General features: G+C 45.3%; 9 protein-coding genes. 7 read left to right on the top strand and 2 right to left on the bottom strand.

All coding sequences use genetic code 11. From position 1 onward, the window contains the following. The first annotated feature begins 34 nt into the window (after window positions 1-34). Window positions 35-1780: a sensor histidine kinase gene (locus tag OB236_RS37385; protein ID WP_262688576.1), complete on the top strand. Its 1746-nt coding sequence runs from the start codon at window positions 35-37 to the stop codon at window positions 1778-1780. Then, window positions 1755-3386, top strand: coding sequence for a response regulator (locus OB236_RS37380; RefSeq protein ID WP_262688575.1), 1632 nt, complete (start codon window positions 1755-1757; stop codon window positions 3384-3386). Before OB236_RS37385 ends, OB236_RS37380 begins: the two co-directional genes overlap by 26 nt. A gap of 15 nt (window positions 3387-3401) precedes the next feature. Here the strand turns inward: OB236_RS37380 and OB236_RS37375 are convergent, their stop codons facing one another. Continuing rightward, the gene (locus OB236_RS37375) at window positions 3402-4862 is read right to left on the bottom strand and encodes a sensor histidine kinase (RefSeq protein WP_262688574.1); all 1461 of its coding nucleotides are present in this window, start codon (window positions 4860-4862) and stop codon (window positions 3402-3404) included. Beyond that, window positions 4859-5542, bottom strand: coding sequence for a response regulator transcription factor (locus OB236_RS37370; RefSeq protein WP_076228654.1), 684 nt, complete (start codon window positions 5540-5542; stop codon window positions 4859-4861). Before OB236_RS37370 ends, OB236_RS37375 begins: the two co-directional genes overlap by 4 nt. A 488-nt stretch (window positions 5543-6030) precedes the next feature. Here OB236_RS37370 and OB236_RS37365 point away from each other — a divergent pair, with 488 nt between their 5' ends. The 5 genes from OB236_RS37365 (at window position 6031) to OB236_RS37345 (ending at window position 12939) form a co-directional block, all read left to right on the top strand. Next, entirely contained in the window at window positions 6031-6891 is an 861-nt protein-coding gene (locus OB236_RS37365) for an FAD:protein FMN transferase (protein ID WP_076228655.1), read from the top strand. 19 nt (window positions 6892-6910) lie between these two features. Then, window positions 6911-8599, top strand: a complete 1689-nt coding sequence (locus tag OB236_RS37360) for an HlyD family efflux transporter periplasmic adaptor subunit (RefSeq protein ID WP_076228656.1) — start codon at window positions 6911-6913, stop codon at window positions 8597-8599. A gap of 28 nt (window positions 8600-8627) precedes the next feature. Further along, window positions 8628-9350 (top strand): ABC transporter ATP-binding protein, encoded by a 723-nt coding sequence (locus OB236_RS37355; RefSeq protein ID WP_076228657.1) that lies wholly within the window; start codon window positions 8628-8630, stop codon window positions 9348-9350. Further along, window positions 9347-10522: an ABC transporter permease gene (locus OB236_RS37350; RefSeq protein WP_262688573.1), complete on the top strand. Its 1176-nt coding sequence runs from the start codon at window positions 9347-9349 to the stop codon at window positions 10520-10522. Before OB236_RS37355 ends, OB236_RS37350 begins: the two co-directional genes overlap by 4 nt. A 116-nt stretch (window positions 10523-10638) precedes the next feature. After that, window positions 10639-12939, top strand: coding sequence for a hypothetical protein (locus tag OB236_RS37345; protein ID WP_262688572.1), 2301 nt, complete (start codon window positions 10639-10641; stop codon window positions 12937-12939). Window positions 12940-13166 lie beyond the last annotated feature (227 nt).

Below are 13166 nucleotides of genomic sequence, written 5' to 3'. Positions count from 1 at the left end.
TGTGGTTAATAATCAGCAGGAAAAAGGAGATCATATGACTGTAGCCAAAAGGAATACGTATCGTAAAATGGTACTCATCATCTTTCTCCTGCTGATTCCGATAGCTTGTGTATACATGTATTCTCATCAGGTTAGCGTTCAGGTACTTCGAGATGAGATACAGGGAAATCTGCTGAGTCGTCAGCAGTTTTTTATTTCACAGGTAGATGGAGCTGTTGACCAATTAGCTATGTTTCCTGTCATTGTTGCTCAGGACCCTTTCATCCGTCAATATGTAGATAAGAAAGACAGCGATATCATGGATCGGCTTCGTTTGCAATCACGTGTAATCGAAAAGCTGGGTCTGCAGAGTGTATCAAGCGATTGGACGAATGAATTAAGTATTTATTTATCTGAGGATCGGCAGGCTTTATCTTCCAACATTTTTGTGACCTATAATGATGCTTATATGAAGCAGCCGATCCAGGTGAACTGGTCCTATGATAGAGGAAATGGCAAGTCAGGCAGCGATACATGGGTCCGGCAAATAGCACAGCCTACGTCCGCCACCACTTTACAGCAGGCTCAAGTTGTGTATGAAGTGCGTTTATATGCGGAAAACATACGCTTGATGCTGGACCACTTCAAAGCAGGTGGCAAAGGAGATCCTTTTCTGTATGCGCCCGGACTCGCTGCTATTCATAATCACAGTGTCGATCCCAAGCTGACTCAAGCGGTTATCAAGGATTTGGATACGAAATCGCTCCAATCAGATTCCGGTAATCGTTTGCTGGATTTGGAGAATGATAAATTTTTGGTTAATTATGTGAAATCCAATACATTAGGTTGGTATTTGGTCGATTATGTGCCATTGGAGCAAACATTACAGCCTATTAATGCCAGTAAGAACTTTTTCTATATCTCGATGGGGCTGCTTTTGATCGCAGGAATTGCTGCCGCTTATTTGTTGTACAGGCATGTTCAAATCCCTATCGGCAAGCTGCTGCAAAGCGTTCAGCAAATCAAGCGCGGCGATTATTCAGGACGGATTCAATATCAGACTCATAATGAGTTCGACTTTCTGATTCGCCGTTTCAACGAGATGACTGAACAGATGCAGGAGCTGATAGAGACTGTTCATGCAGAGCAGCTGCGTTCTCGTGAGGCTACCTTAAAACAGCTGCAGGCACAGATCAATCCTCATTTTTTATACAATTGTCTTTATTTTATTAGTAACATGGCTATGCTGGAGGATAAACAATCGGTAGTAGAAATGGCTAATAATCTGGGTGATTATTATCGCTATACCACAAGGGTGGAAAGACAGCTTGTTGCTGTCAGCGAAGAGCTGCAGCTCGTTACTAACTATCTGACGATCCAGAATTTACGGATGAACCGCTTGTGTTTCAATATGCAAATTCCGGAATCCATGCTGCAACTGAAAATTCCCCGGTTATTGCTGCAGCCGCTAGTGGAGAATGCAATTATCCACGGCCTGGAGCGAAAAGTCGGCAAAGGTGTGATCCGAATCTATGGCGAGTCGGATGGTGGGGAACATCGAATTATTGTCGAAGATAATGGTCAAGGGGTTTCTGCAGAACGGCTGAGTGAGCTTCAAAAAACGTTAGATGCGCCCATGTCCGATGAAATAGGCTGCGGTGTATGGAACATTCACCAGCGGCTCCGGTATCAGTTCGGCAGAGAGGCGGGTCTTAGGCTGATGGCTGCGGAGAAAGAAGGCTTCAAAGTAATTGTGACATGGAGGGAATCACCGGATGTACCAGATCTTAATCGTGGATGATGAAATGCATGTGGTGGAACGTTTAGCGGGAACGATGGATTGGGAATCGCTCGGAGTTGAAACGGTTCACAGGGCGTATTCCGTTCAAGAGGCTTTGGTCCTGCTTCAAACAACGACGATAGATATCCTGATCACAGACATTCAAATGCCGGGTATGACGGGCCTCGAATTAATCGCCACAGTGCGGGAAAAATGGAAACGAACAAAATGTATTTTGTTATCTGGTTATGCCGATTTTAGCTATGCTCAGGAAGCGATTCATCATGGAACCGCTGATTATTTATTGAAGCCTGTATCCGAGGAGCAGGTTCGTGAAACGGTCCAGCGTGTGCTTCAGCAGATTCAAGCCGAATGGGAAGATATTGTTTCTCAGCAGCGTATTCAGCATACATTGAAGGAAAACTTGCCTTTGCTGAAAGGGAATCTGTTGAATGAGCTGCTGCAGGGAAGAAGATACGGGGCTGATACTTGGAAGCCGAGAATGCGCGAGTTAAGTATTCCGGATTTTCAGGACAGTCCTTTTGCTATGATTATGGTGCGGATGGAAGAGCAATTTTTGCATTATGACGCTCATAGTCTTTCCTTGTTTGAATATGCCGTAAGCAATATTGCTGAGGAATTATTTTCGCCTCATTATGATTTATGGCATTGTAAAGATAGTCATGATTATTTGGTGTTTATGTTGAAATGTAAAACCAGCAGTATCCAAACCGAGGTGCAGCAGCACTTGGAGCGGACATCCAGCGAGCTGCAAAAAGCGGTATCGACGTATTTGAAGGGGAAAATTTCTGTGCTTGTAAGCAACTGGGGTCAATTTCCTGAAGATATGACGACCCTGTATAATCAAGCCTTGTCGTTATTTCGCAAAAGGATTGGCAGCGAACACAATCTGTTTATGACAGCTGCGGATACTAAGATCCATGACGAGCCGTACCGTACCCTGCAGCGGCTGTATGAGCTGCCAACATTAACGCAGTTACTCGAAGCTGGACGCTGGATAGATGCGAGAGAAAAACTGCTGGCCGTATTTGATGAATTAAATAATCAGTGGTCACAGTCACAGGAGTATGTGCTGGAAGTGTTTTTTACCGTGTCTGCTGCCTTTTCCTATATCACTCACAAAAATGGAAAGCAGCTTGCCGAGCTTATGGGTCCGGATTATTATAAGCTGACGGAGGGATTGCCATTTCGTTCGGTAGGCATGCTGCGTGATTGGAGCCTGCGTGTACTTGACCAACTGAAGGCGGATATGGATAAGGAGGTTCAGGATTCGCGCTCATTGATCGTTCAGCGTGTGCAGCAGTTTGTTGATCAGCATTTAAGTGAGGACGTTTCCTTGCAAACCATTGCCGATCATATTTATCTGCATCCTGTTTATTTGTCAAAAATATATAAGCTGGAGACGAACCAAAATATTACGGATTATGTGTTTCAGCTTCGTATGGAGAAAGCGGCGTACTTGTTGAAAAACAACCAAGAGAAAATCTATGAAATTGCCGAAAAGCTGGGTTACCAGCGGGCACATTCATTTATTCATGTATTTAAAAAGCATTATAACATGACGCCGCAGGAATATCGGGATATTCATACGGCGGGAAAATTATGAATGTATTGAACTGCATTAAGCGGGAATCCATACATGGAACGAACAGCCTTGGCCGACCTTGGACGTTACATGAATCGTTCCATGATGGGATTCGACGATCGATTGGGTAATCGATAGACCCAGGCCCGCGCCTCCATATTGGCGTGCACGCGAGGAATCACTCCGATAAAAACGATCAAACACATAAGGCAGATGGGCTTCGCTAATCCCAGGGCCGTTGTCGTTAACGGAGAGTAGTACACCCTGATCCTTACGGGTCAAGGAAACCTCGATATGTCCTGTTTCGGAATCTGTGTGTTGGACGGCATTTTGAAACAAATTGAGAATGACCTGCTTCATATTGTCTGTGACGAATTTACAGATCATTTGAGGTTCAATCCGCAAGCTAAGTTTGCGTGTTCCTGCCAATATATGAAGCTGAGGCTCCATTTCACGAATAACTAAATCTAACGAGCCTTCTTTTAGTAAAATTTGCGGAGTACGGTCGAGCTTAGCCAAGAGCAGCAGGTCATTCACCAATTTATTCAGCCGCGCGGACTCGCTGTGCATACTTTTGAGAGCTTTATGCAGCTGTTCGGGATTGTTGGCTGCTCCGCGCATGAGCACCTCCAGAAAACCATGAATAGAAGTCAGTGGTGTACGAAGCTCATGTGAAGCATCTGCGATAAAACGATGCATTTGCTCCTGGGTTTCTTTTTCTGCTTGAAAGGAAGCCTCCAACCGCTCCAGCATCCCGTTGAACGATTCGGCCAGCTGATCCACCTCGAGCTGTCCTTGATGAATCGGGAAACGATGATCCAAATTCCCTGCATTGATTTGCTCTACGGTGTTGCCCATATTGGACAACGGCACGAGTGTTTTACGAAGCAAGGGCAAATATCCAAGCAAACCAAACACCATGGCCGCCACTGATAGCAGCAAGAAAGTGAGCATTTGGCGAATGAGCAGCTCTTTGAGCGGGCCTGTCATCGTACTGACCTGCACCAATCCATTCATTTGACCCGGACCGGTGAACACGGGCTGCAGCACAACCAGGTACTCGACTCCGTTCTCATCCAACATAACCCGGTAGTTCAGTTCAGGCTTTTTCCTGAATTTCAACGCATCAAGATATTCCTGAGTATCCAGTCGTGGACCATTTTCTATTCCTGAACGGCTTGCCATTGCCGTGTAATTGCCAGCAGCATCAATATAGGCGAGGGATGTTTCCGGCATAAAGAAAAAAGGTGCGCGCGCATTTCCACCCTCGTTCGTTCTGCCGGTTTGCTGCCAAGCGTCGCGAGGTAGCGACAGAATTTGGCTTTGGACACTAGTCGCTTTATTTTTATAAATAATGTCTTTCATAAATACGTACTGCAGCACCCCGATCAGAACGAGCAGAGCGGCCAGAATGATCAATGAGCGGGACAATAGCTGGATTTTTAACGAGTTTGGGGCAAAAAACTGCTTCCATTTAAATCCAGGCTTCGCAATCATGAAAGATCCACCCGATACCCCGATCCCCGTAAAGTCCGAATCAATTGGCGATCCTTATCGTTAAGCTTATCTCTCAAGGAACGAATATACACCTCAACAATGTTTTCCTCGCCTCCGAAATCGTAACTCCACACCTTTTCCAAAATCATTGATTTACTAAGTACCAGACCATGATTCAGTACTAGAAATTTTAACAGCTCATACTCTGTAGGCGACAGCTCCAATACCCGGTTCTCCAGACTGATTTCTTTGCGGCGATCATCAATTCGGAATGGACCGATGACCACCTCACCAAATAAGTTGGGGAATTGATTACGGATTCTCGCATGAATGCGAGCTAACAGCTCATCGAAGCTGAAAGGCTTGACCATATAATCGTCGGCTCCCAGTGTAAGACCCTTGACCCGATCATCGACTTCATCTTTGGCTGTCAGCATAATAACGGCAACATTTTCTGTCTTTTTGAGCATCCGGCACACTTCAAAGCCGTCCATACCCGGCATCATGACATCGAGTATAGCAACGTGCGGTTGAAACTGCTTAATTATATTAATGGCCGCGATCCCATCCTGGGCGCACCTTACTTCAAAGCCTTCATTTTGTAACCCTAATTCCAGAAACTGCAGGATATTCGGCTCATCATCGACAAGCAATATTTTGATACCTTTAAGTGGCTGCATTTGTTAATCCCCCTCAAGCAAGTGTTATCGTAATAGTATCTGTTTCTCAACTGAAATGCCACTGAAAGCTAACTGAAAATACGTTGAAAATGTAATCTTCAGCAATTTTTCAGGTAGATTTCAGGTGGCACTCAGGTTAATAGGCTTTAAGAAGAGTAAACTGAGTGACATGGGAAAGATTCTCTTAACAAAACGGGAAAATATGAGCATTTATTCTGTTTCGCAAAGCTCTTCAGCATCAAATTCAGCGAGCAGTAATGTCACATCAAGCGATATCCGTATTTAATGAAAAGCACAGACGACCCCGACCTTAATTGGTCGGGTTATTGGAGTTTTCTGAACGCCAGCTGAATGTTTGCTGAATGCTTGGTTAGTTAATAGCCTAAATCTCTTCAGCAATCTTTCAGTCAATAATCAAGTTCATTTCAGGTATGCCCTTCATAATGAACATATCAGCAAGGCTTAGCAGAGAGAAGAGGTGAAGGTTTATGATAGCCAGCACATCAAATCGCTTTTCAGAAATGTTTCATCGGTTTCATTTTCACGCTTTGAATACGAATGTAGACATTATGATTTGGGCCGAATCACAGGAAATCGCAGTTATTGAAAGACTAGCGGTGGAATGGTTCAGGGACACTGAATTGCGATTTTGCCGAGACTATCCTCATAGTGAATTAAACCATTTAAATACGCTGTCTGGGGAACGCTGCAAGGTTTCGGATCAAATGATGGAGATTTTGGCTCTCACTGAAACGTACCGGAAAGCGACCCATAATACGTACAACCCGTTGGTGAGTTCGTCATCGAATTCACATCTTCAGCTTTCTCTCGATTCGGATTCCAAATCGGTACGTCTTCCGGAAGAAACGACTCTGGAACTGCAAGGCATTGTTCAGAACTGGATTTTATTGCGATTAGCCGATATGTTTCAGCACCGGATGAAGCTCAAGCAGGGTCTGCTTCGTGTCGGTGAGTCCTATAAGGTATGGGGCCGCCCTGTTGACAGCTTTGATCCTTGGGTAATCGGGATTAATAAACCCGGGCAAACAAAGGGGCTGATTGCAACAGTTTCCCTTTCCGAAGGAGCCATCGCCACCTATTCGACGCAGGACCCGGATGCCATATACTGGAATCAGTGTACGGTTACCGGAATGGACCCGGTTGAATGTGGAATCTGGGCGCAGGCTATAGCGAAGCTCGGTTCGGAAAAAGGATTGTCACTGATAGCTCAGCACGCCGCCTATTGTGAAGTATTATCGATCGATGAGCACAGCAAGCTTCATTATTATGGGGATAAAGCTTCACTTGGTTCCAAATGGAATGAAATTAATGTTGATTATTATCATTAGCAGTTAGGGAGGCAGCTTCATGAACAAGAAAAAAGTGATTATTATCACATTGGCGGCAATATTGGTATGCGGTGGCGGTACATACGCCTATTTAAAAAAGGATACGCTGCTCGGAACGAAGCAGGTAGCTGTGCAGCAAACAACCTACACGGTGAAAAAAGGAAATGTGCGAACAGCGATTTCTGGTACGGCTCAGCTGGAGCCGCAGGATCAGCAGACAATTGTCCCTCCCAAGGAAGGCATGATCAAAACCCTCAATCTGACCAGAAATCAAACCGTGAAAAAAGGCGATTTGCTGCTGGAGGTGTCCGATTCGAGTCTGGATGAAAAGCTGGATTCAGCAAGACTTACATTAAGTGGATATGAGTCGGATATGCAGGATTTACAGACGCAGGCAGGAGCCTTGAAAACCTATGCACCCGCTAGCGGCAAATTAATTTTGGCGACAACGGCCAGCGAGGGAGCCGGCGTATCCAAAACGACCAAGATTGCCACGATTGCGAGTATCGATACGTTAACAGCGGCTCTCCCATTTCTTCAGGAGGAAGCTGGGCAAATTAAAGCGGGTGATTTGATCCAGTTGACCATAGATGGCTATATGCTGACCAAGTCAGGCGTTGTAACGTCCGTATCCCAATCCGTTAAGTCGGATGCCAAAGGTAATCATCTGATTGATGTGAACATTCGCGTGGACAACGATGGGACTATGGATGCCGGACAAAATGTAAAAGGTGCCATTACCGTCGACGGGTTGAAGCTGGAATCCAAAGTACAAGCCGCGCTGCAATATAAAACCTCGGTGAACGTGATGGCTGGCGTTTCGGGTAACATAGATCAAATGGCAATCAAAGAAAACCAAATGGTTAATAAAGGGGATTTGATTAGTACGATTGTGAGTGATACCTTGCAAAAGGATATTACCAATAAACAAAATCAAATTACACAATCCCTGAAAAGTATTAAGGATTTGGAGGATCAGCTGGAAAAGCTGAAGGTTTATGCGCCTTTTGACGGTGTATTCTCGACCGATTTTGTCGATCAGAAGAAAAACGTGCTGGCTTCCTACCCGGTTGGAACCACGATAGCCAGCAATGTACAGCTGGGTGCAGTAGCCAATCTGAATACACTGCAGCTTCCGGTCAAGGTAGATGAGCTGGATCTTCCCAAAATCAAGGTAGGCCAGAAGGCAGAGGTTAAGGTGGATGCCATCGCAGGCAAAGTCTTCACTGGCGAGGTAACACAGGTATCCACTGTAGGTACGGTTACGAATGGCGTAACCTTTTATACAGCTGTTGTGACATTGAACAATGCTTCAGAGCTTAAGTACACGATGACCGCGACGGCTGATATTCTCGTTGAAGACAAGAAAGATGTGCTTGTTGTACCTGTAGAGAACGTGAAAACACGCAACGGTAAAAAGACAGTTTCTTTGAAAAAGGCAGACGGAACGATTGAGGCCGAGCATGAAGTGAAAATCGGTGCAAACAGCTCCACACTCATTGAAATTACGGATGGTTTGGCTGCTGGAGATGTGCTTGTCAATCAGGCATCAGGTGCGCAGCGGAAGCTTTCCCAAACGGAAACCGACGCTTTGAGAAATCAGTACCAGCAAGGCGTGAGAAACGGAAATACCGGAGGAGCTGCAGGTGGCGGTGCTGGTGGTGGTTTCCCAGGCGGAGGATTCCCAGCTGGCGGAGGCGGCCGATGATTATAGTTCGAAGGGACGGTGATAACCAATGAAAATGATCGAACTGACGCAAATTAGAAAAACCTATTTTCGTGGAATTGAAGAGCTTCACATTTTAAAAGATATTTCACTTTCCGTCGGTATCGGCGAATTTGTGGCAATTGTTGGTCCCAGCGGATCGGGTAAATCGACCTTAATGAATATGATCGGTTTGCTGGATGTGCCTACCTCCGGATCGTACAATCTCGATGGAATTGCCACAGAAAAGATGAAGGACGATGAATTGGCGGGTTTACGGAACCGTAAAATCGGTTTTATCTTTCAACAATTTAATCTGCTGCCGCGGCTGACAGCTATTGAAAATGTGGAGCTACCAATGATTTACGCCGGTATCTCCAAAAAAGAGCGTAGAGAAAAAGGGATGCAGACGCTGGAACTGCTCGGTATGGCACAACGTTCACATCACCGTCCAAGCGAATTATCGGGTGGGCAGCAGCAGCGGGTAGCCGTTGCCCGTGCCTTGGCCATTGGTCCTTCCTTGCTGCTGGCGGATGAGCCTACCGGAGCTCTGGATTCCAAGACCGGGCAAGAGGTACTGGAATTGATGCTGCATTTAAATGAAATGGGTAACACGATCGTATTGATTACCCATGATCTGCATATTGCCGAGAATGCGAAGCGCATTGTCACCATAAGAGATGGATTAATTGTCAGTGATATGGAGAACGAGCCTGAGTTGCGACAAGTGAAGGCGCTGGAGGCAACACTATGAGAATTACGGAATTGCTGCGGATGGCGCTCAAAACCGTGAGTGCCAGCTGGATGCGAACATTACTTACGATGCTGGGTGTTATTATAGGTGTCAGCTCTGTGGTGACACTGGTAGCGATCGGGCAAGGAACATCTGCTCAGATCGCCAAGCAATACGAAAATATGGGTACGAACCTGCTGGTGGTGAATTTATTGAATACGGGCCGTGCCACACAGCTGGATTATCAGGAAATCATGACCTTTGAACAATTTCCTGAGATCAGCGCGATGGCCCCAACCGTTACTTCCAACATCAATATCAAATACAACACAACGCAAGACTCTTATACGGTCATGGGGTCCAATGAAAGGTACATGACCATTTTGAAGGCTTCACTTAAAGAAGGACGTTTTATCACGGAATCCGATCTGGATCTGCGAACGAATGTAGCTGTTCTCGGCACAACGGTTGCCAAGGAGCTGTTTGGAAATGTCGATCCGTTGGATAAACAGATTAATATCAATGGCTTTCAGTTCACAGTCGTAGGTGTGCTGAATGCGAAGGGCTCCACGATTGGCGGGGCTTCTGCGGACACCTCTGCAATCGTTCCGCTCACTACAGCGCAACGTCAGCTGAACCTTGGCGCTATAAGGACGACATATGTTGAAGCGACTACGAAAGATGACATTACCAAAGCACAGGCGACCTTGACTTCATTCCTGACCTATAAGTTTAAAAACGCCAACGGTTTTCGGTTTACGAATCAAGACCAGCTATTATCAGCAAGTACAGAAGCCTCGAACACGTTAACGAGCCAACTGGTCAGTGTCGCTTGTATCTCCCTCTTGGTTGGGGGCATAGGGATTATGAACATTATGCTGGTTACGGTGAGTGAGCGTACGAGAGAAATAGGTATCCGTAAATCAATCGGTGCCAAGCGTCGCAACATTTTGCTGCAATTTCTTTTTGAGGCTGTCGTAATCAGTGGATTGGGTGGGATAATCGGACTTGCCTTAGGTGTTACTCTTGCTAAGTTATTGCCTTATTTTAATCCTGAGCAGTTAACGGTTGTTTCTTTTGATATCAGCTTGTATGCATTTTTGTTCTCGGTTCTGGTCGGTGTCATTTTCGGCTTGTATCCTGCGAATAAAGCTTCCAAGCTTCGGCCGATCGACGCTTTACGTACCGATTAATTTATACAAAGAAGAAAGTACTCAGATGACGCTTACGAAGAAAAGTTTGCTACGCAAACTCAGTTGATGCTTACGAAGAAAAGTTTGCTTTGCAAACTCTAAGGAGGAATTACAACATGGTTGTTCAATTACCTGACGGGAAGCTGTTACATAAGGGGCGCATTGCGGTTCTTATCGTATCGATACTTTGCTTGATATTCTACTCATGGTCTACTGTGATTACTTATGCGGGTAAAGAAGGCGTGTTTATTAACAATTCGGTTTATTTTACGCTTGAAGAGGTTTCAATTTCCAAAGGTGCTGACTCACAGATGATGCGATTCAATGTCAAGCTTAACAATGATGGCGACACTGTAGTTGATTTTAATCAGTACGGAATTAAAGTGACCTCAACCGCAGGTGGCAGCTATTATGCACAAATGAGTCAAGCGGCTGATGCCCTGGTTTCACCGCACACTGCGGCAGGCTACTATTATGTATCAACGATTCCCGGGTCACTCCAAACAAGTGATTTAAAGGTTACCGTATTTCAGCGCAGCGGTTCCAGTACACAGGATGTAGGCTCCCTTTCTGTAGCGAATGCAGATTCGTTAGGTGAGCAGGCTCAGCAACTGCTGCTGAATCTGGCTGAGGTAGACACCTCGTTGACCACAAGCTCGTATGTATCCATCGAGGCGATCAAGGCGATTACCGTACCTCAGGATGGGAAATGGACCATTCTGATAGACGCAGCTGTAACTCCGACAGGATCGGAGACCATTACACTGCCCTCAGGATTAAAATATTTGCTTCGTGATGGTCAAGGCAGAACCATGGTACTGGCATCCAATGCTATAGACGGCAGCACCATTAATGCAGGTCAAACCAAGCATGTATTGTTAACTGCCACAACGGATACTGTACCGGTTACCGATAAAATGTCATTGGAGCTTTCGCTCGATAATACCGGTATTAAATCATTTGGCAAACTATCGTTGTCTTCCATATTTCAACTAGTTAAAATGGGTGATCGTACTCCTTACCTTGTTCAAGGCCGGACAGGTGTTACATTGGAGCTGCAAAAAGCGGAGGAACAGTTGATCTCCACTAAAAAAGGGGCATTAGTTACTGCTGTTATTCACAACGATAGCAAGAGCACCTTGCAGACACCTTCATTATTAGGCACATTAATCTCCAGTGATGCAGCGCTATCTGTGAGTGCAGAGACCGTTGTCTCGCCAGAGGCATATATTGCGCCTGGAGAATCCGGTATTTACCGATTCGCAGTTGTATTGCCAGAAGGGATAGCAGCAGATAAGCTTCAATTCCTGGTATCCGATACCGGCAAGGTTTCAGGAACGGGAACTGCTTCCACATCCAACAACTCATCTGCATCGAATTCAACCAATACGAACACATCAGGTTCAACCGGAGCCTCGACGACTAACTCGTCGACAACAAATTCATCAACAACCGGTGCTGCCACGAACACGACAACAAACAGTAATTCTTCATCTAACAATTCATCTAACTCGTCGTCGGCTTCTCAATCGAATAGCACTTCATCGATTACAAGTTCGTTGCCAATAGCGATAGTTAGTTTGCAAGAAGGGCTTGCTGCTGCTTCCAATCTGAACTCCATTCCACAGTATGAGTTGGGACAGCCATTCACTTTCTCTACTGGCAGCCATGTCATTGATAATAATCTGGAAGTTTCCATGGTGGAGTTGAATGGGCATACCAACGCTGACAATGGTTATCAGACCGTCATTGCCAAATTTAAATTTTTGAACAAAAGTAATGACACGCTGGCATTGCCAACGTTTGACACGACTTTAACAGATAGCTCGGGAACTATCTTCCCGGGAACACGTCAAACAACATCTCTCACGCAGTTGATTCCGGATTCAGCTTATGTATACAGTTATTCGTACATGCTGCCGCCATCGGCACAAGGAAACTTTAAGTTGAGTATTCTGGACAGCTCCAATTCATTGAAATTAAAGCTGCCTATCGCCGATTACAAGGTGGCAGTCAATCAAGCAGGTGAGGATGATCCCACTGCAGTGAGTAAGAAGCTATCATTCTACCCGTACACAGTAAATATTGAAGAGTGGAACTTGTCATCGGTGTTCAGCTCCAACGCTTATACGTATAAGCTTAAACTGAGTCTTGATATCCAAAAGGCTGCAGAGGTTATTGTCGATAATACATTCGCTCAAATGGAATTCGAGCTTGTAGACGGCAGGGATCGAGTCTTGGGAAGTACGACTCAGCAGCTGCAGGGTACAGGTAAATTAATCAACGGAACACAGACGATCACCTTTACCGATATCAAGTCTGAGCAGCTCGATTATCCGTTGACTCTTCACATTTATGAGGACATCACTACTCCAACTGGAGTCGCCAAACGGTTGATTGCTACCTTTAAACAATAACATAGACTTTACTCAGCCGGCTCTTGATGCAGATATCTGCTTCAAGGGCCGTTTTTTTTATGGTTATGGAGCTTGGTGAATAGCAGCATGAATACCCTGAGCAATGGCGACGTAGCCAATGAGCTCAGGGTATACTTATACAATGCAAACAGGGTAGAAGTTAACGACATAAACTAAACAATGAATAAAGCTAACGTGAAGCTTGTGGTAATGGTTGCTTAATGATG

This window comes from Paenibacillus baimaensis (assembly GCF_025567575.1).
Note: the sequence above shows the minus strand (reverse complement) of the source record. Positions and strands in the feature narration are given on the sequence as shown.

Bases quoted from the DNA above. Each gene is read 5' to 3' on its own strand.
- OB236_RS37360 (WP_076228656.1), top strand. From the start codon at position 6,911: ATGAACAAGAAAAAAGTGATTATTATCACATTGGCGGCAATATTGGTA.
- OB236_RS37365 (WP_076228655.1), top strand. From the start codon at position 6,031: ATGATAGCCAGCACATCAAATCGCTTTTCAGAAATGTTTCATCGGTTT.
- OB236_RS37345 (WP_262688572.1), top strand. From the start codon at position 10,639: ATGGTTGTTCAATTACCTGACGGGAAGCTGTTACATAAGGGGCGCATT.
- OB236_RS37350 (WP_262688573.1), top strand. From the start codon at position 9,347: ATGAGAATTACGGAATTGCTGCGGATGGCGCTCAAAACCGTGAGTGCC.
- OB236_RS37380 (WP_262688575.1), top strand. From the start codon at position 1,755: ATGTACCAGATCTTAATCGTGGATGATGAAATGCATGTGGTGGAACGT.
- OB236_RS37375 (WP_262688574.1), bottom strand. From the start codon at position 4,862: ATGATTGCGAAGCCTGGATTTAAATGGAAGCAGTTTTTTGCCCCAAAC.
- OB236_RS37355 (WP_076228657.1), top strand. From the start codon at position 8,628: ATGAAAATGATCGAACTGACGCAAATTAGAAAAACCTATTTTCGTGGA.
- OB236_RS37385 (WP_262688576.1), top strand. From the start codon at position 35: ATGACTGTAGCCAAAAGGAATACGTATCGTAAAATGGTACTCATCATC.
- OB236_RS37370 (WP_076228654.1), bottom strand. From the start codon at position 5,542: ATGCAGCCACTTAAAGGTATCAAAATATTGCTTGTCGATGATGAGCCG.